This window comes from Pseudomonas sp. GW460-12-10-14-TSB1, from assembly GCF_017349775.1.
Classification (GTDB): Bacteria; Pseudomonadota; Gammaproteobacteria; order Pseudomonadales; family Pseudomonadaceae; genus Aquipseudomonas; species Aquipseudomonas piscium.
The window spans coordinates 20,850-43,448 of sequence record NZ_JACNAC010000013.1; the positions used below are offsets into that span (position 1 = coordinate 20,850).

The 22,599-nt window shown below is 61.2% G+C and carries 19 protein-coding genes; 5 read left to right on the forward strand and 14 right to left on the reverse strand.

Translation table 11 applies throughout. The features are described 5' to 3' along the window. Positions 1-77 precede the first annotated feature (77 nt). From J4D52_RS10830 to J4D52_RS10840, 3 genes are all read left to right on the forward strand, one after another. On the forward strand, positions 78-1,070 hold the full coding sequence (locus J4D52_RS10830; protein WP_309147409.1) for a hypothetical protein: 993 nt from the start codon (positions 78-80) through the stop codon (positions 1,068-1,070). A gap of 438 nt (positions 1,071-1,508) precedes the next feature. Further along, positions 1,509-2,342 (forward strand): oxidoreductase, encoded by an 834-nt coding sequence (locus J4D52_RS10835; protein ID WP_102677932.1) that lies wholly within the window; start codon positions 1,509-1,511, stop codon positions 2,340-2,342. A gap of 22 nt (positions 2,343-2,364) precedes the next feature. Then, a complete protein-coding gene (locus tag J4D52_RS10840) occupies positions 2,365-3,303 on the forward strand; it encodes an AraC family transcriptional regulator (RefSeq protein ID WP_063431678.1) in 939 nt (312 codons plus the stop codon). A 12-nt stretch (positions 3,304-3,315) separates the two neighbouring features. Here J4D52_RS10840 and J4D52_RS10845 read toward each other — a convergent pair whose 3' ends face one another. The 13 genes from J4D52_RS10845 to J4D52_RS10905 form a co-directional block, all read right to left on the reverse strand. Beyond that, a complete protein-coding gene (locus J4D52_RS10845; RefSeq protein WP_063431676.1) occupies positions 3,316-4,545 on the reverse strand; it encodes an MFS transporter in 1,230 nt (409 codons plus the stop codon). A gap of 69 nt (positions 4,546-4,614) precedes the next feature. Then, positions 4,615-5,505, reverse strand: coding sequence for an amidohydrolase family protein (locus tag J4D52_RS10850; protein ID WP_063431674.1), 891 nt, complete (start codon positions 5,503-5,505; stop codon positions 4,615-4,617). Positions 5,506-5,680: 175 nt separating this feature from the next. Continuing rightward, positions 5,681-6,400 (reverse strand): FadR/GntR family transcriptional regulator, encoded by a 720-nt coding sequence (locus J4D52_RS10855; RefSeq protein ID WP_063431672.1) that lies wholly within the window; start codon positions 6,398-6,400, stop codon positions 5,681-5,683. 305 nt (positions 6,401-6,705) lie between these two features. Continuing rightward, entirely contained in the window at positions 6,706-6,990 is a 285-nt protein-coding gene (locus J4D52_RS10860; RefSeq protein WP_063431670.1) for a hypothetical protein, read from the reverse strand. A 124-nt stretch (positions 6,991-7,114) separates the two neighbouring features. After that, complete coding sequence (locus J4D52_RS10865) at positions 7,115-7,591, reverse strand: RidA family protein (protein WP_256581576.1); 477 nt, start codon at positions 7,589-7,591, stop codon at positions 7,115-7,117. A 165-nt stretch (positions 7,592-7,756) separates the two neighbouring features. Then, positions 7,757-10,939 (reverse strand): efflux RND transporter permease subunit, encoded by a 3,183-nt coding sequence (locus tag J4D52_RS10870; RefSeq protein ID WP_102677934.1) that lies wholly within the window; start codon positions 10,937-10,939, stop codon positions 7,757-7,759. Beyond that, positions 10,936-12,165: an efflux RND transporter periplasmic adaptor subunit gene (locus tag J4D52_RS10875; RefSeq protein WP_102677935.1), complete on the reverse strand. Its 1,230-nt coding sequence runs from the start codon at positions 12,163-12,165 to the stop codon at positions 10,936-10,938. The genes J4D52_RS10870 and J4D52_RS10875 overlap by 4 nt, the downstream gene beginning before the upstream one ends. Positions 12,166-12,207: 42 nt before the next feature. Beyond that, positions 12,208-12,876, reverse strand: coding sequence for a hypothetical protein (locus J4D52_RS10880; RefSeq protein ID WP_102677936.1), 669 nt, complete (start codon positions 12,874-12,876; stop codon positions 12,208-12,210). Beyond that, the gene (locus J4D52_RS10885; protein ID WP_173678575.1) at positions 12,873-13,439 is read right to left on the reverse strand and encodes a DUF2165 family protein; all 567 of its coding nucleotides are present in this window, start codon (positions 13,437-13,439) and stop codon (positions 12,873-12,875) included. Before J4D52_RS10885 ends, J4D52_RS10880 begins: the two co-directional genes overlap by 4 nt. Continuing rightward, on the reverse strand, positions 13,439-14,137 hold the full coding sequence (locus J4D52_RS10890) for an HAD family phosphatase (RefSeq protein WP_102677938.1): 699 nt from the start codon (positions 14,135-14,137) through the stop codon (positions 13,439-13,441). The genes J4D52_RS10885 and J4D52_RS10890 overlap by 1 nt, the downstream gene beginning before the upstream one ends. Positions 14,138-14,187: 50 nt before the next feature. Continuing rightward, complete coding sequence (locus J4D52_RS10895; RefSeq protein WP_102677939.1) at positions 14,188-14,994, reverse strand: AfsA-related hotdog domain-containing protein; 807 nt, start codon at positions 14,992-14,994, stop codon at positions 14,188-14,190. Between the two features lie 117 nt (positions 14,995-15,111). Continuing rightward, positions 15,112-16,290 (reverse strand): MFS transporter, encoded by a 1,179-nt coding sequence (locus tag J4D52_RS10900; protein ID WP_256581577.1) that lies wholly within the window; start codon positions 16,288-16,290, stop codon positions 15,112-15,114. 162 nt (positions 16,291-16,452) lie between these two features. Further along, positions 16,453-16,971, reverse strand: a complete 519-nt coding sequence (locus J4D52_RS10905) for a MarR family winged helix-turn-helix transcriptional regulator (RefSeq protein WP_102677941.1) — start codon at positions 16,969-16,971, stop codon at positions 16,453-16,455. A 308-nt stretch (positions 16,972-17,279) separates the two neighbouring features. Between J4D52_RS10905 and J4D52_RS10910 the strand changes: the two genes are divergently transcribed. After that, on the forward strand, positions 17,280-20,162 hold the full coding sequence (locus tag J4D52_RS10910) for an ATP-binding protein (protein ID WP_102677942.1): 2,883 nt from the start codon (positions 17,280-17,282) through the stop codon (positions 20,160-20,162). On the opposite strand, the gene J4D52_RS10915 is transcribed toward J4D52_RS10910, so the two are convergent. Then, positions 20,132-21,490 carry an OprD family porin gene (locus J4D52_RS10915; protein ID WP_102677943.1) on the reverse strand — a complete coding sequence of 453 codons (1,359 nt, stop codon included), beginning with the start codon at positions 21,488-21,490 and terminating at the stop codon, positions 20,132-20,134. The two genes, J4D52_RS10910 and J4D52_RS10915, sit on opposite strands and share 31 nt — an antisense overlap. Positions 21,491-21,885: 395 nt before the next feature. Here J4D52_RS10915 and J4D52_RS10920 point away from each other — a divergent pair, with 395 nt between their 5' ends. Continuing rightward, positions 21,886-22,530, forward strand: a complete 645-nt coding sequence (locus tag J4D52_RS10920) for a hydrolase (protein ID WP_110721750.1) — start codon at positions 21,886-21,888, stop codon at positions 22,528-22,530. Positions 22,531-22,599: the final 69 nt, after the last annotated feature.

The following is a 22,599-nucleotide window of genomic DNA, read 5'->3' on the forward strand; positions in this document are numbered from 1 at the left end:
AGGGGGCGCGCGCCGCGAGGGGCCCCTTCATTTACTTGATCAAACTAGGGAGAGTTGAGATGGGGTGGAAGGGGACTGTGCGTTCGCTGCAGGCATCAGCACGACGAGCTGAGCGCAATGCTCATCGCCGGCAGCGTGAACTGGAGCGGCAAAGCAAAGAGTACTCTCGCATGGAGGCTCTTGAGCAAGCTGCGTACGAAGTTGAGGTGTATGAAAATCACCTTGAGGTTCTCCTCTCCGTGCACAAGGAATGTGGTGAGCCCATCAAATGGAAGCAACTTCTCTCCAAGTCTGAGCCTAAGAAACCTCAGAAGAACGACATGCTCGAGCAAGCTGCTACACATGCCTGCGCAACCTATCGACCGAATTTCTGGGCTCGCCTGTTTAAGCTAGATGCTCGTCAGCGAGAAGCACTTGTCATAAAGATTGGGACTGCCCAGATGGAGGACGAGAATCGGTACCAAGCAGAGTTGGAAGAGTGGAAAGTCGCTCACTCCGATTGGGCGGAGGAGCGAGATCTCGCCAAGCGTATCCTGGAGGGTGATTATCAGGCGAAGCTTGATGCCATCGAAGCGTTCGAGCCCTTAACAGAAATCTCACATCTCGGATCAGCCATTCAGATGATTGTCCATGAAAACGGCATCCTGGAGGCCCAGTTGTCGATTCATGGTTCCCACGTGATCCCGACAGAGGTCAAATCCCTGCTTAAGAGTGGCAAGTTGTCGACCAAGACAATGCCCTTAGGCCGGTTTAACGAACTTCACCAGGACTACGTCTGCAGCTGCGCTTTGCGTGTGGGGCGCGAATTTCTGGCAATCCTGCCGGACGATTTGGTGATTGTTACCGCATTGGACAACGTGCTCAATAGCTCAACGGGCCACATGGAGGAGCAGCCAATCCTCAGCGTGGCATTCTCTCGCTCCACTGTTGATGCTCTCAACGTGGAGGCTATTGATCCTTCCGATGCCATGAAAAACTTCGTGCACAACATGGCGTTTAAAAAGACAGCTGGTTTCTTCCCGGTGAGCGCTCTCGAATCGGGGCGGTTTGCCACGAAGGTTATTTCGTAGCCTTCAACTGCTAGTGCGAGAGCTAACCTTTTTTGGGGGCAAAATAGAGTAGGGATTAGGTTCTTACTCTATGTTGCCCCTCTTGTCTTGAGGTGTGAATGTCTTCATGACGGAGAGGGATGAAACAGATGTATCGCTTACTAGTTGTTGCTGGTCGGCTCGCGATAAAGAGTCGCTATGCTGCCAACTGCTTCCTGTCACCCCGAACTTAGGCGGTGCCGCTTGGGTTGATTCAGTTTGGGGTTGGACCCTTCCATTCGCTCGCTGTTTGAACTGTTTTTCAGGGAGACGTACGGCCAACACATGTTGTGTGGTTAAACGCGTACCCCACTTAACTATTGGCCCTGATAGGAATAGGCAATGCTCAGAGACAAACCGGCATAGGTGACCGGGTTTTCGCTAGATAGCATGGCCCATCCCTACTTATCGGAGCCCGCCATGAACAGCATAAAAACCCTATTTATCACCGGTGTCAGCAGCGGCTTTGGCAATGCACTGGCGCAGGAAGCGCTTTCCGCGGGCCACCGGGTTATCGGCACTGTGCGTAATGAAGCGGCCTTGCAGGCGTTTCAGGCGTTTTCCGTGGATCACGCTCATGGGGTGATTCTGGATGTCACTGACTTCGAGCGGATCGACAGCGTGGTCTCGGCTGTCGAAGCCGCTCATGGCCCGGTCGATGTCTTGGTCAACAACGCCGGCTACGGTCATGAGGGCATCTTCGAAGAGTCGCCGCTGGAGGAGCTACGTCGCCAGTTCGACGTCAATGTGTTCGGCGCGGTCGCGGTAACCAAGGCATTCCTGCCTTATTTTCGCAAGCGGCGTGCCGGTCACATTCTCAATATCACCTCCATGGGCGGCACCATCACCATGCCGGGTATCGCCTACTACTGCGGGAGCAAGTTTGCGCTCGAAGGCATCTCCGATACGCTGAGCAAAGAATTGCGGCCGTTCAATATCTTCGTGACCGCCGTGGCGCCAGGCTCGTTCCGCACGGACTGGGCCGGTCGTTCGATGCAGCGCACTCCACGAAGCATTGCCGACTATGACGCCAGTTTCGATCCGGTGCGCAAAGCCCGCGAAGAGAAGAGCGGCAAGCAGCTGGGCGACCCGCGCAAAGCCGCGCAAGCGATGCTGCAGGTCATTGCCAGCCCGACGCCACCCGCACACCTGCTGCTGGGCAGCGATGCCTTGAGCCTGGTGCGCGGCAGGCTGGAGCAGGCGGCCAGTGAGATCGATCAATGGGAAGCGCTGAGCCGTTCGACCGATGGTTGAACGGCCAGCCAAGGGGACGTCAATGAATCAGGCCGACTCACAGACCTCGCGCATGGTGCAGCTGATGGAAAAGCTGGCTCCGGTCGAAGGCTACAATCTCAGCTTGCTGGAGGATATCCGTTTCCTGCGTTCGAACCGGCCTCTGACCCGCACTCCGGTTTTGTATGACCCTGGCATCGTCATCCTGTGCCAAGGGCGCAAGCGTGGCTATCTGGGGGATGATGTCTACGTCTATGACGCCCAGCATTACCTGGTGGTGTCGGTGCCCGTGCCGTTCACCATGGAGACCGACGCCAGCGAGGCAGAGCCCATGCTGGCGGTCTATATGCGTCTCGACTTGCAGGTGGCCAGCGAATTGATGCTGCAAGTGGATGAAATCCTCGGGCCAAGCAACGCCCAGCCCAAGGGGATGTATGCCTCGCCAATGGACGATCTGCTGCGCGCCTCGACACTGCGCTTTCTCGAGGCAATGAGTACTCCAGGTGACGCGCAGATACTCGGGCCGTCGCTGGTGCGGGAAATCTATTACCGCATCCTGACGGGCGAGCAGGGCGGCTCGATGCGTGTCGCGCTCAATCGCCAGGGGCACTTCGGCAAGGTCACTCGCGCGATCCGCAAGATCCACAGTTGCTATCAGGAGCGCCTGGACGTGGAGTCTCTGGCCCAGGAAGCCAGCATGAGCGTACCCAGCTTTCACCTGCACTTTCGCAGCGTGACGAACGCCTCTCCGATGCAGTACCTGAAGTCGACGCGCTTGCACCAGGCGCGACTGCTGATGCTGCGCAACGCCATGAGCGCTTCGACGGCGGCCTTCAACGTAGGCTACGAAAGCGCCTCGCAATTCAGCCGCGAGTTCAAACGCTTCTTCGGCCGAACGCCCCAGGCGGAGATCGAATGGATGAAGGCGACCTATGTATTGCCTGCGCCGTCCACGCCATCTGTCTATGTCTCGTCGCATTAGCATCGGAATCGATCAATCCAGCTGTTTGCCCTTGGTTTCCGGCAGCAGCAGGGTCACTACCAGAACCACTCCATAGGCTCCGCCTGCAAACATTCCGATGGCGGAGGCCAGGCTGCTGGTTTGGCTCAGGTAGCCCACAAGGCCGGGAAACAGCGCACCGATTCCTCGGCCGAAGTTGTAGGTGAATCCCTGCCCAGTGGCGCGCACCGCCGAAGGATAGAGTTCGGTCAAGAACGCCCCCATGCCACTGAAGATCCCTGAGGCCGCGAAACCCAGAGGGAAGCCTAGAAACAGCATTTGTGAGTTGCTCAGTTCAAGTTGGGTATAGGCGAAGATGGTGACGCTCGAAAGCAGCGCGAAGATCAGCAGGTTGGCTCGCCTTCCCAGTTTGTCGGTGAGGTAGGCCCCACAGATATAGCCCACGAATGAGCCGAGGATGATCACCATCAGATAGCCGCCCGTTCCTACCACAGACAGGTGTCGCTCGGTCTTGAGGAAAGTGGGGAGCCATGTAGTGATGGCGTAGTAGCCACCCTGTACGCCAGTACACAGCAGCGCGGCCAATAGCGTTGTTTTGAGTAATGCCGGCGAGAAGATGACCAGGGGCGAAACGCGTTGCGCCTTGGATTGCTGCTCACGTTGCGCGCGCTGGAATACTTCCGGTTCGGGCACATGCTTACGAATGTAGAGCACCAGCAATGCCGGAATCACGCCTATCCAGAACAGCGTGCGCCATGCCCAGTCCTCGGGGAGCAGCGAAAATGCCAAGGTGTAAAGCAGCGCCGCCGCGCCCCAGCCGATGGCCCAGCCACTCTGTACCGTGCCTACGGCTTTCCCTCGGTGTTCGGAGCGGACGATTTCCCCCATCAACACCGAGCCCACCGCCCATTCACCACCGAAGCCCAGGCCCTGCAAAGCGCGCAGGACGAAGATCTGTTCGAAGTTCTGGGCGAAGCCGATCAGCACCGTGCACAAGGAGAACCACAGGATAGTGATCTGCAGGATGCGCACCCTGCCATAGCGGTCGGCAAGAATGCCCGCGCCCCAGCCGCCTACGGCGGAGAACAGCAGGGTGACGGTACTCAGCATGCCTGCCTGGCCTTTGTCGATGTGCCAGAGGCTCATCAGTGTGGCGATGACAAAAGTGAAAATCATGAAGTCCAGAGCGTCCAAGGCCCAGCCGCCAAAGGCGGAGATGAAGGTGCTCTTTTCTTTTTTGTTGAGATCGCTGAACCAACTCATGGATATGCCTCCTGCTGGTCTTGTCTCGACGCCCCTCAGTGGGCGCTCGACAATGTTTTTTGTTTTTATTCAGAAGCCATAAAGGCGGGCAGGGTTATCGACCAGGATGCGCTTGCGTACCTGCTCATCGGGAGCCCAGATGGCGAGCAGATTGCGCAATCGCCCAGTGTCGGGCATGCGAGAAAGGGCGACATGCGGCCAGTCACTGCCCCAGAGCATGCGTTCAGGTGCGGCTTCGATAAGCTTTTGCGCGAGAGGGACGACGTCGCGATAGTTGTCTTGCCACAATTCGCTGATGCGATAAGCGCCCGAGAGTTTGCTCCACCAGCCGTAAGCCGTGACCATGTGCAGCAGTGCCTGGTAGCCCGGGTGATCAAGCCCCAGGGATACGGGCATATGTCCCATATGGTCGACGACGCATGGGCAGGGCAGCTTCTGCATGCGCGGCATCAGTTCGGGCAGTTGGCGCAGGTCCATCAGAAATTGCATGTGCCATCCCAGGGGCGCAATACGCGATGCCAGCGTTTCCATAGCATCAAAACCTGTTCCCCCGCCGAACAGGACGTTGATGCGCAAACCTCTGACGCCGGCGGCGTGCATCTCCAACAGTTCCTGATCTGAAACGTCCTCCGTAACCACCGCCACGCCACGCAGCCGGTCGGGGTTGCGCTTGAGTACCTCGAGCATGTAGCGGTTGTCCGAGCCGTACACACTGATCTGCACGAGCACGCCACGGCTCATGCCAGTGGCAGCAAGCATGGCCAGATACTTTTCTTCTGGCGCTGGTGGCGGGGTATAGCTGCGGCCCTCGACCATAGGGTAGCCAGGGTCCTGGGCCACGACATGTGCGTGGGTATCGCAGGCACCTTCAGGCACCTTGAACCGGGCGGATTCCAGGCTGTCCAGCGGTGCCAGGCATTGAACGGTGGAGCGCAGGATATCGGGAGAGAAGTTGTCCATATAAGCCTCTTCATGTGGAAGCGATCAGGATGTTGAAGCGGAGGTTCCTTTGGTTTGTGGGGGGTTGAAAGCGATGGAGGGTGAAGCTGTCACCTGTTGTTTTATGACTGCCGTTTAATGTCAGGTTGTCGGACATATAAGGCAATAGAATTGCTTCCCGGATGGCCGCGGACGGCTATCGGGTGATGAATGTGCCTTTGGGTAAAACGATACCGAGGCGTTGAGCAGACGCCTCAAGGTGCGCTGCGGCAGTACGGGCGGCGGCTTCGGGGTCGCGCTGCGTAATGGCTTTGAACAAGGCCAGATGTTCCGCCTGCGCCGGTTCTGAACCTCCGATCATGCGTGCGGAGTTCTCCCAGGCCCCGCGCCGGGCCTCGGCCAGTTGTTGACCGAGGAAATCCAGAAAGGCCAGGAAGTATTCGTTCTTGCATGCGGCAGCGATTGCTCGGTGAAACGCCACATCCGCAGCGGCAGATTTCGCCAGGTCCAAAGAAGCGTTGTCCATGGTGTCCAGGGCATTGCTCATGCGTTCGAGGTCGCCTGCTGAGCGTCTGACCGCCGCGATGCTGGCCGATTGCACTTCGACCCACAGGCGCATTTCAAACAATTGCTCCAGGTCGGAGCGTCGGCCCCGGATCTCCGGCAGGCGAAAGACCGTCCCGGTCGGTTTATCCGAAACGAATGACCCGGCACCCCGGCGACTGATCAGCACGCCATCGGCCTTGAGCTGGGATACCGCCTCGCGAATCACCGAACGACTGACGTTCAGACGTTCCGCCAGTTCGAACTCGGTGGGCAACTGTGATTGAGGCGGTTGCCGACCAGAGTCGATCTCGTGGCGGATGGTATTGGCGACACGGGTGACGAGGGAGTCGGGACGTTTGAGCGTACGCATGAACTTATAGTCCGGTTGTCAGACATGGCCAAGAGTTTAAGAGCGAACGCTTGCAGATTGGGATGATTATCAAGTAGGGGATATCTGATTTAATTTGGCTCTGAATTCAAAGCTTCATGCGCAAAGCCGCGCTGTGACTGCTGCTCATCGCGTTGACCGCTTACCGTCTTGGGGGCGTTGCCAATGAGTCATGTGGATGTCAGTGCTCTGTCTGGAGCCTCGCATCGAGGGCGCTCGATTAATCGAGCGCCTGTCTGAGGATCTAAGTTAGCAACCCATAAGGCGCAAGGGGATCTGGAACAACGTTAGAGCCGTGTATCGATCCAGGTCCAAACATCCTTGTTAAGCCAACCTTGATATTCCCTATTGTTCAGTTTGGTGATGAAGATGCGGTCATTACTATCAAGTTTAAGTCGAAGATCTTCATCGATTTGGGCTGCCGTGGCGTTGCTGCTGATCCAGCGAACGGACTCCAGTCCAGGGTCCTTAACATTCTGATAGCGCTCCAGATGTTGGATGAATGCTTGACGAGCCTGATCGTAATTGCTGCGTTCCTTATTGAGATTCCATGTGACCAAAAAAACAGACATCTACCACTCCTTGTTTCCATCGATGTGAACGCCGGGCATAGCAATTACTGCTACAAAACCGGCGGCTATACCGGGATGGCGTCTCTTCTCCAATGAGGACCATCCACAGGTTCCGTGGCCGAACTCAGCCAGGTATTGCGAATACCGCTTCGACCTCGATATTGACCTCTGGCGAGAACAAACCGGCCACCTTTACCAGCGAGCTGGCCGGGTAGGCGCCGTCATAGTGCTTCGACAGGACTTCACGTAACGCGCCGACTTCGTCCATGGAGGTCACGAAGATGGTCACCTTGATGAGGTCGCGCATAGTGATCCCCTCAGCCTGGGTGACGCGCTTGACCTGTTCGAATATGGCTTCGGCCTGCTTGGCGATGTCCTTGCCTTGGGCCGGTGTATCGAATGCGGTCATGCCGGACAGGTACAGGGTGCCGTTGTGACGAACCGAAACGGAGTAGGGGCCGGCCGGTTCAGGCAAGGTGGGATAGTTCTTTCTGATGACCATTGAGGTTTCTCCATTACCTGAAATGGGGGTGTCTGCCGCCGATGCGGGCAGAGCATTGATCAGGCCTGCCAGAGCACAGGCAACTGCGAGAGCTTTCATAACGCTACTTCTCCTTCGACAAAAATGCTGCTTCAACTGGATTGCCAGCCGCCTCCCAGGGCCCGATAGAGGGCAACTGTGTCGGGCGGCTGTACTGCGGCCCAACCGTGCATCCCGTCAGCAGGAGCGCGGCCAGGCCGATGTTGACGGGAGATGACAGGCGACTCATGCCTTGCCCTCCCAAAGCACCTTCTTCATGGCGGCGCGCCGTTGGCTGCGTCTTTCCACCAGGCGACGCAGCCACACATAGAACACCGGCGTCAGGAGCAGGCCGAAGAAGGTGACACCGACCATCCCCGAGAACACCGCGATGCCCATGGCCCGCCGCATCTCGGCGCCGGCGCCGGAGGACAACACCAAAGGCACCACGCCCATGATGAAGGCGATGGACGTCATCAGAATCGGGCGTAAGCGCAGATGGCAGGCCTTCAGCACTGCGCTGACGCAGTCCAGGCCCTGCTGCTGTTTCTCCCGGGCAAACTCCACCAGCAGGATGGCGTTCTTGCACGCGAGCCCCGCCAGCACGATCAGGCTGATCTGGGTGAAGATGTTGTTGTCGCCGCCGGTGAGCAGCACCCCGGCAATGGCCGACAGCAGGGTCATAGGGACGATCAGCACCACCGCCAGCGGCAGGCTCCAGCTCTCGTACTGCGCGGCCAGCACCAGGAACGCCAGCAGCACGCACAAGGGGAAAACCAGCAGCGCGGTATTGCCGGCGAGAATCTGCTGGTAGGTCAGTTCGGTCCACTCATAAGCCATGCCGTTGGGCAGTTCCTGCTGCAACAGCCGCTCCATGGCCGCCTGGGCCTGGCCGGAGCTGTACCCTGGAGCCGGGCTGCCGTTGATCTCGGCGGAGAGGAAACCGTTGTAATGCATCACACGGTCAGGACCGGCCGATTCCCGTATCCGGACGAAGGATGACAGCGGGATGAGGTCGCCCTGTCGGTTGCGTACTTTCAGCCTGCCGATCTGCTCCGGCGCCATGCGGTAGGCCTGCTCAGCCTGGACATTGACGTGGTAGGTCCGCCCGAAGCGGTTGAAGTCATTGGCGTATATCGAGCCCAGGTAGACCTGCAGGGTGTCGAAGATTTCGTCGATCGCCACCCCATGGGCCTTGGCCTTGTCCCGATCGATATCCGCGTCGATCTGCGGGACATTCACCTGGTAGCTGGAGAACACACCGGCCAGTTCGGGCAGCGCCCGGGCTTTGTCCACCAGTGACTGAATCTGCTGGTAGAGCGCTTCATGCCCCAGGCTGCCGCGGTCCTCGATCTGCCCCCGGAAGCCTCCGATAGAGCCCAGGCTTTCCACGGGCGGTGGGGGAACCACCATCACGAAGGCCTCCTGGATCCGCCCATACTCGGCGGCCAAGGCCTGGGCGATGGCGGTGTCGGACATCGAGGCGTCCTTGCGTTCAGCGAAGGACTCAAGCGGGATGAACATGAGCCCCGCGCTCGCGCTGTTGACGAAACCGTTGATGGACAGGCCGCTGAAACTCACGGTATTGGCCACCCCCGGGTGCTTCAGGGCAAGCTCGGACATCTTCAGGATGACGGCCTCGGTACGGTCCAGGCTGGCGCCTTCGGGTAACTGGGCAAAGGCGACCAGGTACTGCTTGTCCTGCTGAGGGATGAAGCCGGTGGGGGTTTTCTCCAATCCCAGATAGGCCAGCCCCAGCAGACCGACATACAGCATCAGGACGATGGCGCCGGCTCGCAGCAGTCGCGTGGCGAGGTTGACGTAACCCGCGCTTGCCCGCTGGAACAGTCGATTGAACGGACGGAACAGCCAACCCCCGAACAGGCGGTCGATCAGCTTCGACAGACGATCCTTGGGCACGTCCTTGCCTTTGAGCAGTATCGCCGCCAGGGCCGGCGACAAGGTCAACGAGTTGAACGCCGAGATCACCGTCGATATCGCGATGGTGAGCGCGAACTGTCGGTAGAACTGCCCGGTGAGGCCGGTGATGAAAGCGCTCGGAATGAACACCGCGCACAGCACCAGGGCGGTGGCGATGACCGGACCGGTGACTTCCTTCATGGCCTGGCGGGTTGCCTCTACGGGTGACTTGCCCAGGCCGATGTTGCGCTCGACGTTCTCCACCACGACGATGGCGTCGTCGACCACGATGCCGATAGCCAGCACCAGGCCGAACAGCGATAGCGCGTTGATGGAAAAGCCCAGCAGTTGCATGACCGCGAGCGTGCCTATCAGGGACACAGGCACTGCGGCCAGGGGAATGATCGACGCGCGCCAGGTCTGCAGAAAGAGGATGACCACCAGCACGACGAGCGCGACGGCCTCCAGCAAGGTATACACCACCGCGGTGATGGAGCTGCGCACGAAGATGGTGGGGTCGTAGCCGATCGAGTGTTCGACGCCCGGTGGGAAGTCTTGAGCGAGCTCACTCATCCGCTTGCGAAGCCGGTCGGACAGTTCGATGGAATTGGCATCCGCGTCCTGGAAAATCTGCAAGGCGGCGGAAGGGCGACCGTCAAGGTGCGCGCGCAGCGCATACTGGCTCGAGCCCAGTTCGATGCGTGCGACGTCGCGCAGGCGGACGATTTCGCCGCGCTCGCCGGCATGCACGATGATGCGCTCGAACTCGTCCTCGTCGACCAGCCGGCCCCGGGCGTTGATGAGCAACTGGAAGGCGTTGTCGCTCGCGTTTGGCGGTGTACCGAGAGAGCCTACGGCGACCTCCCGGTTCTGCTCGCGGATGGCGCGTATCACATCCGTCGCGGCCAGGTTGTAGGAAGCCACCTTGTCCGGATCCAGCCAGACCCGCAGGGCATAGTCGCCCATCCCCAGCAGGCGGATATCACTGACACCCTCGATCTTGTACAGCTCGTCGATGACGTGAATGGTCATGTAGTTGGCAAGATAGGTCGGGTCGTACTGGCCGCTCGGCGAATACAGGTGAACGACCTGGGCCAGCGCCGGCGATGTCTTGTCCACGGTCACGCCCAACCGCTGGACATCCGGAGGCAGCTGGGTGGTCGCGCGGGTGACCCGGCTCTGTACCTGGACCAGTGCGGCGTTGAGGTCCGTCCCCAGCGCGAAGGTCAGGGTCAGGGTCATCGAGCCGTCCGAGGTCGACTGGGAGGACATGTAGAGCATGTTCTCCACGCCGGTGATGGCCTGCTCCAGCGGCGAGGCCAGGGTCTTGCCGAGCACGTCGGGGTTCGCGCCCGGAAATTGTGCCCGCACCACAATGGTGGGCGGCACGACTTCCGGATACTCGCTGACCGGCAACTGGAACAGGGAGACGATCCCGCCGATCAGGATGAGCAGCGACAGGACGATGGCGAAGATCGGGCGTCGCACAAAAAACTGCGAGAAGTTCATGGCGATGTCCTCCGCTCTCGGCCTTGCTGTGCGACAGGCATCGGTTCGGTGGAGGCATTCAGTCGTGTCAAGCGAGCCAGCACCTCATCGGTCGCCATTGCCACCTGTTCCGGCGTAACCCTGGCGCCAGGGCGGGCGCGCTGCAGGCCATTGACCAGGATGCGCTCGCCTTCCTGCAGACCCTCGCGGATCACGCGCAGGCCTTCGACCTTGGGGCCGAGCCGGACGGCGCGATAGCTCACCACCGCGTCTTTGCCCAGCACCAGTACGAAGCGATTGCCCAGGTCGGTGCCAATCGCTTCGTCTCGGACCAGCATGGCGGGGTAGAGGTCACTGGCAGGTAATTGCAGGCGAACGTAGAGCCCCGGTGTCAGCTCGTTTGCGCCGTTGTCGACGACAGCGCGTGCCTGCAGGGTCCCGGTACGCGGATCGACCTGGTTGTCGAGGAAGTCCAGGCGACCTTCGTACGCCGGTCGTTCATCGGTACTCAGGGCCAGATGCACCGGCACGCGCGAGTGGGCGAGGGCTTTTTTGCTGGGTATGCGACGGACCTGCTTCAGGTAGGTGGCTTCATCGATATCGAAGTACGCATGGAGCTCCTTGGTGCCCACTATCGTGGTGAGCAGGGTCGCCCTCTCATTGACCAGATTCCCGGCGGTCACCTGCGCTCGACTGATGCGGCCGTCGATGGGCGCCGTGATGCGGGTGAAACTCAGGTTCAGACGTGCGGCTTCGAGTTGGGCGCGGGTCGCCGCAACGGCGGAACTGGCTTCCTGGTACGCCGTCTTGCGCGCGTCGGCCAGCTCGGCGGAAATCGCCTGGTTGGCCCGCAGCTTCTCGCCGCGCTGGGCTTCGCTGGCGGCGCGGGTCTGCCTGGCGCGGGCCTGTTGCAGCTGGGCGTCCAGGCGATCGACCTCGGCCTGAAAGGGCCTGGGGTCGATCTGGAACAACAGATCGCCCTTCTTGACGAGCGAGCCGTCGCGAAACAGAACGCGGTCGATATGCCCGGAGACCCGTGGCCGTAGCTCGACTGACTCCGGGGCTTGAAGCCGGCCTGAGAATTCGTCCCAATCGGCGAGGGGCTGGACGACGACCTCCGCGACGCTGACCACGGGGGGCGATGGTTCAGCCGTCGCTCCCTGTTCGGACTGGCCGCAAGCGCTCAGCGTGCTGACGGCGACCAGCGCCAAGGCGTGCTTGATGCTGTTGGAACTGGAGATACGCATGATTGACTCCCAAAGATGGTTCACCTGGCCCTGACGGCGGCGTCAGAGTGACTGGGCCCAAGGGCCAGGCTGGGTTGCCAGCCAGCTGTCATGCAGCCATTTCTCGGTCTTGCGCTTGCCGGGAAAGGTGATCCAGACGATGTCGCGTTCGAACACCATGGGTTTCCCGTCGCTGCCGACGATGATCCAGAACCACCGACCGTCAGCCAGGTTGCGTGCCTTGACTTTCATACCGCTCAAGGTGACGACCTCCTCGCGACCCTCGTGCGTGACCTTCAACGGCTCGTCGTGGGGTTCGATCCAACTGATCTTCATGCGCTCGATCAGGTCGGGGGCATGCTGCTGGAGAAACAGCCTGGCTACTTCCTCGGCGCGTTCGCGCGACGGCAGGGGCTTGCCGACCAGGTCCAGCGACATATTGGCGAAACCCTTGAGCACGCCGCTGTCCGAAACCAGGGTGCTGAAGTGTTCGCCACCCAGCCTTGGGTTGCGGCCATCGGTGCGGACGTACCGTGTGAGTACCCCTTGCTCGTCATCGACCGTCACTTGGCGGTGATCGGACTCCTGGTAGCCAGAAGGCACTGCGATCGGGCGGGTGGCGGGCTGGTTCATGGCAGGTTTCTCCTTGGGCGAGTCGGTATTGGCGTTGGCAGTGATCGCTGCCAGGGCCATGGCGAGGGCAACGCTTGCGGTGCGAACTGACGAGATCATGGAAGGCTCCTTTCGAGCGGTTGACTGCCAGGCGTGGCAGGGGCAGCGGGCTGTACGGCTGGCCATGGCTGGGGTTCGCCCTGCACGAAGAGCAGGGCGACCAGGCCAATCAGGATCAGGGTCATGTGGACGGATTGAATGGCACCCTGCTTCAGCCAGTAGCCGAACCACAGGCCGCCACAGATGAAGCCGAACCACAGCAACAGGAAGCAGGTCAGGGCGACGACGGCGCGGTTGCGTGCGCTGTCCAGCACGGCACGACTGCCCAGGCGCCAGGCCTTGACGTAGCCGAATGCCGCATACCAGAGCAGTGCCGAAACGGCGACCTGAATGCCTGCCACCGCGTACAGCGCGGTTTCGGCCCAGTGCGCCGGCCAGGCCCGCCAACGCAGGGCCGCGCCCAGCAGTTCCTCCTCTTCCAGCAGCACCATGGAAAGCGTGTTGCCGATATGGAAACGGTTGGTTTCCGGGTCGGTGAGGTTGTTGAGGACGGCGATGCTCAACCAGAGGGCAAGGCTGGCCATTACCGCCAGGCGGCTGAAGGCGAACACGTGAAACGACATCATGCTTCTCCTCGATGCAGGGAGGCGCCGGGGTAGAGGATTGGCCAGTCAAGTTGCGCTGCATGCCTGAGCAGGGCCGGGTCGCCTGCCACTACGGTGGGGTTGCCGATGCTCATCAGGAGGGGGAGGTCCGTCAGGTGATCACCGTATCCGTAGCAGTCGGCCGGATCGACGTTGAGCCTGTCCATCAGGCGCAAGGCCGCTTGCTGTTTGCCCAGCCCAATGGTTTGCGGTGGGATGAGCTGGCCGGTGAAACGCCCGTCGCGCGTCTCCATTCGATTCGCCAGAACGTGGGTGACCCCGAGCTCCGTCGCCAGTGGGGTCAGAAACTCCACGGCCGAGCCCGAGACGAAGGCGACTATGTCTGCGTTGCTCTGGTGCTTCTGAAGTGCCTGCAGGACTGGAAGGATGAAGAATCCCGAGCGCGTCCTTTCCTGGACGTACCAGGCCAGGGCCGCGTCGGCCACCAGAGCAGGCTGGTGGTCGCGGAAGTCTTCGTAGAACAGCGTGTTGATGGCAGAGCGATCGAAACCTTTTCTGACGTACTCATCGATACGTTTGGCGCAGGCCGCTTCCGCCTCGCCGCCACGTTCCTCTCCCCAGAGCCGGCGGAAGTAGAAGGCTCGGAAACTGAACATGCTCTTGAGGTCGATGAGGGTTTCATCGACGTCGAAGAACGCGATTCTTCGTGCTTTCATTGCGATTACTCGAAAGGCCGCTTGCACCTGGGTGCAAGCGGACGATTGGATCAGAGAGTGGGAATTGGCTCGGTCATCAACTGCGCATCGGTGCGCGGGGTCATGCGCAAGCGGCGGCGCAAGGTGCTGACTTGCGAGGACAGGGCGCGAGAGGCGAGGGTGGCCTCGCGCAGACCGAGGCGCTCGGCATCCATGACACAGAACTTGACCTCCACGCCAGTGACGGGGTGTTCGCCCTGCCAGACCTCCATCGTTGCCTGCACTTCGACGCGGTCGGGGCGTGGTTGCTTCAGGTCGATCAAGCGATAGCGGATCTGCGCCGGCAGCGGAAAGGCGAAGGCGGTGTAGCGGACATTCATCTCGTTGAGGACGAAGTAGCGTTTATGCGGTTTGTAGTCGTCCAGGTGGAAACGCTCCGTTACCGCCAGGAACATCTGACGGCAGGCTTCGAGCAGCACCATGCCTTGCACATGCTGTCCAGTCAGGTGGTCGAGCATCAGCTCGTTTTCGGCATGGAGCAGGAGGTTGGCGGTATAGAGACCTTCATCATGCTTCTCGGGAACGGAGATCAGCACGTTCTTGCGCTGGCGCTTGTGGGCGAGCTCCTGGCCTGCCAGCTCCGCGTCCGTCCACAGGTTCCAGTGATCGAATTCATCGGCATACCCGCTGGCGATCGCCATGCGATAGGCATGCTGAATTTCCTTGCGGCCAAGCCCCTGCCCGGCAATGACCTTGCAACCTCTCAGCACGGATTGTCCCGATGTCTTCAGCGCCTGCAGCAGCGTGCTGTAGGACATCACGTTTTCATGCCTTGCGAAGTCTTCGAACTGGTTTGCAACTACAACGTAGATACCCATCAATGGATTCCCTTTCAATATCCGGGGCCTTCGGCAGGTCGTTTGGCCGATACCGGATTACTACAAAAACAGACCCACTTCCCACTGACATCCTGCGTGGAAACCAAGGTCGCTCGATTAGCGCGCACGAGAGTTGTCAGCTACCCGTACTGCGCTGTACAACGCTGCAGCGCCGAGCCCCGCTGCGAGTACCAGAAGAAAAGATTCCACCTGCCAGGCGCGGCTGATGTTTCCCAGCCAGGGTCCAAGGCTCGCCCCGACAAAGAGCACGAAGGTGTAGAAGGACACCGCCAGGCCGCGGACGTCGGGCGATGCCGCCGCCGCGATTCGAGCGATCAGCCCGGGGACACTGATGGCCACTCCGGCGACATAGACGACGCTGGCTGCCAGCAGCAGGGGGATGTGCTCTTGACCGGCGCCTGCACAAAGCACCAGTCCGAACGCCGCGACGCCAAGCCCCGTGGTCGCGACCCGGTTGGCTCCCCAGCGACCAATCAATTTGGCGGCGAGCAGTGGCGCGAGAAACGCCGGCAACGCCACGCCACGTGCCTGCATCCTGCTGATGCCCTGGCTTTCGATGACCTCGCCCAGGTGCATATCCAGTCCTATGTAAAAGGCGACAAATGACATCAGCAGCAGGAGCGCGGGCAGATACACACGGCGCAAGGCCGGGTCACCGAGCAAGGTGAAGATGGGTCGATATCCTTCCCACATCGAGCCCTTCGGACGTACCGCTCGAGTTCCTTCCGGGACCCTGGCCAGCCGCAACGCGGTCACGGCATAGATCACCACCAGTGGCATGAGGGCGTAACCCAGGCCCCAGCGCCCTGCAACGAGGCTGCCGTAGATCTGTCCGAGCAAACCTGCCGACAGGAATGCCGTGCTCATCCAGGCCACGCCCCACACCCGTTGCTTGGGGGTACCGCGTTCGGACAAGTAGGCGAGGGCCACGGGCGGGAAGGAGGCCGCGGCGAATCCCTGCAATGCCCGGCCCGAGATGAACAGGGCCGGCGTCTCCACCCAGGCGAGCCCCGCCGTGATGATGGCCAGCAGCACCAGGCCGCTGACCATGACCGTCCTGCGGCCGAGGCGATCGGATAAGGGACCGAACACCAGAAAACCGGTGGCGTAGGCGAACCCGAAGGCGCCCAGTGCGAGGCCAGCCTGTTCCGGCGGCAACTGATAGGCCCGTGCCAACAGGGGCAGGATAGGCACCGGGATATACAAGAGAGAGACCACGGCGAGCGCGCAGAACACCATCTGCACCAGCAAGATGGCTGTGGGTTGTTGAGTCATATCCTGTGTAGATGTGTGCATTGCTACATATCTCGATTAATAGAGGCGCCAGGGCATTGAAGTCACGACGTTACTGGCCGCGACCTGAGGGAGCCGCCCAAGGTTTCATTTTCTGTAGGTTGCTGTGTAGCGTGCTACATGGTTTCCAAGAAACTCGGCCGATCAGCCGAGTTCCGTTTCCAGGCGCATGGTTCGCAGGGCAGGGGCCACCCTCATCATCAGCTTCACCAAAAGCTCGCGCTCATCTTCCTTGAAGTGGCTCATGAACTTGGCGACCCACTCATAGTGTTTGGGCAGCACCCGGCCAAGGGTGCTGTCGCCCTCCGGGGTCAGCCGGACGATCCAGTAGCGCCCATCGTCCGGGTCCGGATGTTTCGTGCAAAGGCCGGCGGCTTCCATCTGCTTGATGGCCCGGGTCATCGTCTGCGAAGCCACGGCCACCCCATCGGCCAACGCGCCGATCGAGAGTCCCCCGGGGTTGCGCTTGAGCAGCAGCAGGACGAAGAAGGGGGTTTGTGCAAGATTCTCGCGCGCCAGGTTGGCGTTGAATGCCGAGAGCATTTCATCCGTCGCCGACGCCCATACCAGCCAGGTATAGAGCCCTTCGACGTCGGGGTTGTCATAGAGCTTGCCGAAGTGCTCGAGTGTTTCGCGGGAAGGCAGGTCTTTCAGTTCGAACATGATATCTGTGCATGGCTGTGTAGTCGGCTGCATGTTGGTGACCGAGTAGTCGAGATGTCAAGCCAACGCGAATTGGGCTGACCAATTCAGATAAATCATGGAGGGGGCGAGAAGCAGTGCTGCTCATTGTGCGGTATTCGTCTGTCAGCCCCTGCCCTCGATGGTCTAGGATGGGCTATTTGCTGTCGGCAAAGCCGCCAAGGCCTAGAGTTGCAGTTGAGTTCACGACATTTTCGACCGCGCCGCAGTGACCGCCTGCGAAGCGCCACCTGCCACAAATCCCGCAAGTACCTCAAGGAAGGTTCCCCATGCTACTGAGGTCCCTCGCAGCTATTGGCATTCTGTTGCTGGGTTTTCTTTCACCGATATTTCCCGCTCACGCACATGACATCGCGTTGTCCGGTCGGATGACCGCGAGCAGCCACCCCTGGCTGGACGCCAAGGCGCGGCAATGGCTGGAAGGGCGCGGGCCGCTCAGGGTCGGGGTCGTGCTTCTCGATTATCCGCCCCTGTCGGTGTTCTATGGAGATCGCTACCAGGGCATCACGGCCGACTACCTGGCCCTGATGTTCGAACGGCCGCCCCAGGTGCGCGCCTACTCGTCGCGGGCCTCCGCGCTGGCGGCCTTGCGCAGTGGCGAGATCGACCTGCTGGGCGCGGGCAGCGACGTTGAAGGCCAGGAAAACGGGCTGCTGCTCAGCGAGTCCTATCTGCCCGACCGCCCGGTGTTGGTGACGTCCCAGGCCCAGTCTTTCGATCCCAACCAGGCCGGTAGCGTGCTGGGTATGACCGTCGGTTATCTTCAGGAACAGGCGGTACGGGAGGCCTACCCCCATAGCCAGGTGGAGTATTTCGATTCGCCTCAACGGGCGCTCGAAGGGCTGGTGCTGGGGGATGTCGACGCGGTGTTGGGGGACGCCGTGTCCTCGCATTACCTGATTCAAACCCATTATCTGCTGGGTCTGCGGATCGATAACTTCGCCCCCGTCGACAGCCAGGGTTTCCGCTTCCTTCTGCGTCCGGGAGACGAGTCGCTGAGGGACATCATCGACCGGGCGATACCCAGGATATCCAGGCGCTATGGGGAAGACATCCTGCGCAGTTGGAGCGCTGGCCGCCGCTTGAGTATCGACGAAGAGCGGGTGAAGCTGACACCCGCGGAACAGCGCTGGCTGGACAGCCACCCGCAGGTGCCCGTCGCCATCAACTACTCGCTTGGGGCGCTGGGTGAGTTGGGACGGGACCGCAGCGTCACCGGCATTGGCCGCGACTACCTGGAATTGATCAGCCAGCGCAGCGGCCTGAAGTTCTCTTACCTGGGCACGCAAAACACCCTTGAAACCAACAAGCTCATCGCCGAGGGGCGGGCGCTTCTGACCCCGGCCATGCCTCAGTCCGACCTGTTCGAGACACCACTGGATGTCTTGCCGCCGTACCTGCGCAGCTCCACCGTACTGATGACCGCCGCCAGTGGTGGCCGTCACGCCGGCCGGCGTTTCACCGGCCTTGCCGATCTGAATGGGAGGACGCTGGCGACGGGTGAGGGCTACTTTTTCATCGATACGATAAGACGTGACTATCCGGCGATTCAGCTCAAGCTATACCCCACGTTCCTCGAGGCCATGCGCTCGGTCGATTCGGGGCAGAGCGAGGTGTACCTGAGCAGCGACTACACCGGCCGCTATCTGTCGGCCCAATACTTCGACAATCGCATCCAGGTCACCGGGATCCTGCAGAACATCTCCACGCCCATCGGCATCGGTGTGGCGAAGAACCAGCCGGAGTTGCGCAGCATCCTGGAGAAGGCGCAGCTGGCAATCACGCCGGAAGAGGTCGCGGAAATAGTCCAGGCCTGGGCGCCGCGCTTCGCCAAGGGCGGGAGCGACTTCTGGCGTGACCATCGCGACAAGATTCTCCAACTGGGCGGGCTCTTCGCTGTCCTGATCGCCATCTCGCTGATCTGGGCGTTCTACCTGCGACGCCAGGTCCGCAGGACCCGGGCCGCGGAGGAGCGGGCCGAGGCCGCCAACCAGGCCAAGACGGTCTTCCTGTCGACGATGAGCCATGAGATACGCACGCCGCTGAACGCGATCATCGGCATGCAGGAACTCGCGTTGCGGAGGGCGAAACAGGGGGAGGCCGACAGCCTGTCCCTGTCCGTGGCCCAGGAAGCGGCCCAGGGGCTTCTGTTGCTGCTGGGCAATGTGCTGGATATTTCTCGCATCGAGTCCGGAAAGATTGATTCGTTTCCCGAGCCGGTGCTCATCAACCACCAGATTGAAGGCGTCGCCTCTATCGCCTTCGGCATGGCGCGACAAAAAGGCCTGACCCTGGACGTCAAGGTCGAAGGCGACCTGCAGGCATGGGTGCTGATGGACCCGCTGCATTTCAAGCAGGTGCTGTTCAACCTGCTCAGCAACGCCATCAAGTTCACCGAACGTGGAGGCGTCACCCTACAGGCCCGCACCCGCCGTGACGGGGACAGGTTGCGTCTGGACCTCGATGTCATCGACACGGGCATCGGCATTTGCGCCGAGGACATGGGCAAGCTGTTCAAGCCCTTCTCTCAGGTGGGCGCACCGGGCGCGGGGCAGGCGTCCGGAAGCGGCTTGGGGCTGAACATCAGCCGCCGTCTGGTGCAGCTGATGGGGGGCCAGATCAACCCGCGTAGCGAACCCGGCAAAGGATCCTGCTTCAGCCTCGAATTGAGCCTGCCCATCTGCGACCCTCCAGCCGCTGTCGAGGGCGAAGCTGCGCAGCAGGCTCAGCCCATTGCTGCCGAAGCGCATCCATTGTCCATCTTGCTGGCCGAAGATAACGCCTTCAATCGCGCCACCCTCACCACCCAGCTTGAAACCCTGGGGCATAGGGTCGTGGTCGCGGAAGATGGGCAGGAAGCCTTCATGCGCTGGCTGAGCGCGGACTTCGACATCGTGCTCACGGACGGCATGATGCCGAGGATGGACGGCTTCGAACTGGCCAGGCGGATCCGTTGGGAGGAGTCCCAGAGTAGCCGTCCACGCTGTCGCGTCATTGCCCTGACGGCCAGCATCGAAGCGAGCGCGGTGGAACGATGCAAGGCCGCAGGCATGGACGAGATCCTGTTCAAGCCTGCGACGCTGGAAACGCTGCAGCAGGCTATCGCATCTGCCGCGCAAGATCAGAACGGCCCGAGCTTGAGCGGGTACTGAATGACGATGTACAGCCTGTCGATGTCGTCGCCGGCCTGGGCGGCGTTGGCCCGGTGGCTGACGTGGGACAGTTGCAGCGACAGGTCCTTGGCCGGGCCCGACTGCAGGATGTAGCGCAGGTCCAGGTCGCGTTCCCAGTGGCGTCCGCCCCGGCCCTGTTGCGGGCTGTAGGTGCCGCTGGCGCTATCGAAGGGGTTGTAGGCGCCGCCCTGGGGCGCGTGGCTGCCGTCGATGCCGCGGCCGCTCACATAGCGGGCCATGAAGCTCAGGCCGGGAATGCCCAGGGTGCCCAGGTCGAGGTCGTAGCGCGCTTGCCAGGAGCGCTCGCCGGGGCCGTTGAAGTCGGCGTATTTGATCGAGTTGGCGAGGTAGATGGAGTCGCCGCCGACGAAGTCGAAGGGCGTGTCGCCGTGGACTTTCTGATAGGCCAGGGTGAACGCCTGGGCGTCGATCCGGTACTTGCCGGAGAGGCTGTAGGCCGTGGTGTCGATGGCGCCGGCCACGGCCTGGCCCTGGTCGCGGCTGTGGTACAGGTTGCCGTCGAGGAACAGCTGGCCAAGGCTGGCATGCAGGTTGGCGTAGTACTGGCGCCAGGTGTCGCTCAGCTCCGAGGCGTAGAGGGCGCCGCCCAGGACCTGGCCGGCGAACAGGTCGGCGCCGATGAAGTCGATGCTGGCGTGGCGGGTGGTTGCCCCGTAACCGGAAAAGTCGCCCTGGCCGGTCGAGGCGTCCTGGTTCTTGAAGGCGCTGAAGTGACCGGCCTGCAGATCGAGCCCCTCGATCTCCCGGCTGGAGAGCAGCAGGCCGCTGGCGTATTCCGGTTGCAGGCGTTTGTCGGCGGTGTCGAACACTGGGGTCGCCACGGTCATTTCACCGAGCGCCAGGGTGGTCCGCGAGGCCTTGAATTTCAGCGCGCCGCCAGCGCTGGAGTAACTGTCTTCGCTGCGCCCGTGATGATCCAGCGGCAACAGGCCCGTCCCGGAATGCCCCTTGCCGCCGTCCAGTTTCAAGCCGAGGAAACCGTGGGCATCGACCCCCACGCCAACAGTGCCGGGGGTGAAGCCGGACTCGAACGAGGCGATGAAGCCCTGGGCCCATTCCTGCTGGTAGCTCTTGCCGGCCGGGGTAGGGGAGCGATAGTCGTTGTTGAGGTAGAAGTTGCGGCTGAGCACTTCAAGCCTCGCCCCCTCAAGGAAACCTGGGGTGTCTTGCGCGCTCTGTGCGGCCAGTGCCGGGGCGCCGCCGCTGAGCAAGGCGAGCAGCCACAGCGGCTTCAGGCGCAGGCTCACCGGCCCTGGGACGGTGAGGTGTTTCGAGGCAAGCAGCATGCTTATTTTCCGCGTCAAGGTGGGTGGCCCGGGACGCGGCTGGCCTCGGTTCCGGCAACTGCCGGCTGGCCTTCGGTCAACCCGCGTCCGCTCGGCGTGGCCATCGGATCGAGGCGAAGCATGGTTGCCTATTACAGGGCGCGGGGATTGTACGGCTGTGCTGCATTCGGTCGTTTGCGCAGGCAGGCGTCATTCGCGGTGGGCTGTGCGGCCGTTTTTGAATTGTCCCTATTTTGGAATCAATTATTCTCGGTTTTGCTGAATTGTCCCTTTTTGTTTTGAGCCCTAAATTAGCCACCAAGCCGGCAGCCAAGCCTCCCCAGCGGAACCTGCGCCGAGCCCCTGAATTGTGCAAATCAACGCTTGAACCCACTCGACAGCAAAAGGAACGCGCCATGTCTATCCGTGAACTGCTCAACCCAAGCAACTCCGCCCTGATCCTGATCGACCACCAGCCACAGATGTCTTTCGGCGTGCAGTCGATCGACCGCCAGACCCTGAAGAACAACACCGTGGGCCTGGCCAAGGCGGCGAAGATCTTCAACGTGCCGACCATCTTCACCTCGGTGGAAACCGAGAGCTTCAGCGGCTACATCTGGCCGGAACTGCTCGGCGTGTTCCCTGGCCACCAGCCGATCGAGCGCACCTCGATGAACTCCTGGGAAGACAAGAAACTGGTGGAAGCGGTGAAGGCCACCGGACGCAAGAAACTGATCATGGCCGCGCTGTGGACCGAGGTCTGCCTGAACTTCCCGGCCCTGGAAGCCCTGGCCGAAGGCTACGAGGTGTACATCGTCACCGACGCATCCGGCGGTACCACCCAGGAAGCCCATGACATGTCGGTGCAACGCATGATCCAGGCCGGCGCGGTGCCTGTGACCTGGCAGCAAGTGCTGCTCGAGTTCCAACGCGACTGGGCGCACAAGGAAACCTACGACGCGGTGATGGATCTGGTGCGCGAGCACAGCGGCGCCTACGGCATGGGCGTGGACTACGCCTACACCATGGTGCACAAGGCACCGCAGCGTCAGGTCAAGTAGGCCTGCCGCGAATGACCTCCGGTCGACGCAACCCGCTTGCGCCGGCCGGAGGTCGTTGGCGCGCAAAAA

What these genes read in the sequence shown, in the direction of transcription:
- J4D52_RS10915 (WP_102677943.1), bottom strand. Translation starts at nt 21,490, where the DNA reads ATGCTGCTTGCCTCGAAACACCTCACCGTCCCAGGGCCGGTGAGCCTG.
- J4D52_RS10890 (WP_102677938.1), bottom strand. Translation starts at nt 14,137, where the DNA reads ATGAAAGCACGAAGAATCGCGTTCTTCGACGTCGATGAAACCCTCATC.
- J4D52_RS10860 (WP_063431670.1), bottom strand. Translation starts at nt 6,990, where the DNA reads ATGTCTGTTTTTTTGGTCACATGGAATCTCAATAAGGAACGCAGCAAT.
- J4D52_RS10870 (WP_102677934.1), bottom strand. Translation starts at nt 10,939, where the DNA reads ATGAACTTCTCGCAGTTTTTTGTGCGACGCCCGATCTTCGCCATCGTC.
- J4D52_RS10885 (WP_173678575.1), bottom strand. Translation starts at nt 13,439, where the DNA reads ATGTCGTTTCACGTGTTCGCCTTCAGCCGCCTGGCGGTAATGGCCAGC.
- J4D52_RS10855 (WP_063431672.1), bottom strand. Translation starts at nt 6,400, where the DNA reads ATGCGTACGCTCAAACGTCCCGACTCCCTCGTCACCCGTGTCGCCAAT.
- J4D52_RS10905 (WP_102677941.1), bottom strand. Translation starts at nt 16,971, where the DNA reads ATGTTCGAACTGAAAGACCTGCCTTCCCGCGAAACACTCGAGCACTTC.
- J4D52_RS10865 (WP_256581576.1), bottom strand. Translation starts at nt 7,591, where the DNA reads ATGAAAGCTCTCGCAGTTGCCTGTGCTCTGGCAGGCCTGATCAATGCT.
- J4D52_RS10910 (WP_102677942.1), top strand. Translation starts at nt 17,280, where the DNA reads ATGCTACTGAGGTCCCTCGCAGCTATTGGCATTCTGTTGCTGGGTTTT.
- J4D52_RS10880 (WP_102677936.1), bottom strand. Translation starts at nt 12,876, where the DNA reads ATGATCTCGTCAGTTCGCACCGCAAGCGTTGCCCTCGCCATGGCCCTG.
- J4D52_RS10900 (WP_256581577.1), bottom strand. Translation starts at nt 16,290, where the DNA reads ATGACTCAACAACCCACAGCCATCTTGCTGGTGCAGATGGTGTTCTGC.
- J4D52_RS10920 (WP_110721750.1), top strand. Translation starts at nt 21,886, where the DNA reads ATGTCTATCCGTGAACTGCTCAACCCAAGCAACTCCGCCCTGATCCTG.
- J4D52_RS10895 (WP_102677939.1), bottom strand. Translation starts at nt 14,994, where the DNA reads ATGGGTATCTACGTTGTAGTTGCAAACCAGTTCGAAGACTTCGCAAGG.
- J4D52_RS10845 (WP_063431676.1), bottom strand. Translation starts at nt 4,545, where the DNA reads ATGAGTTGGTTCAGCGATCTCAACAAAAAAGAAAAGAGCACCTTCATC.
- J4D52_RS10840 (WP_063431678.1), top strand. Translation starts at nt 2,365, where the DNA reads ATGAATCAGGCCGACTCACAGACCTCGCGCATGGTGCAGCTGATGGAA.
- J4D52_RS10850 (WP_063431674.1), bottom strand. Translation starts at nt 5,505, where the DNA reads ATGGACAACTTCTCTCCCGATATCCTGCGCTCCACCGTTCAATGCCTG.
- J4D52_RS10875 (WP_102677935.1), bottom strand. Translation starts at nt 12,165, where the DNA reads ATGCGTATCTCCAGTTCCAACAGCATCAAGCACGCCTTGGCGCTGGTC.
- J4D52_RS10835 (WP_102677932.1), top strand. Translation starts at nt 1,509, where the DNA reads ATGAACAGCATAAAAACCCTATTTATCACCGGTGTCAGCAGCGGCTTT.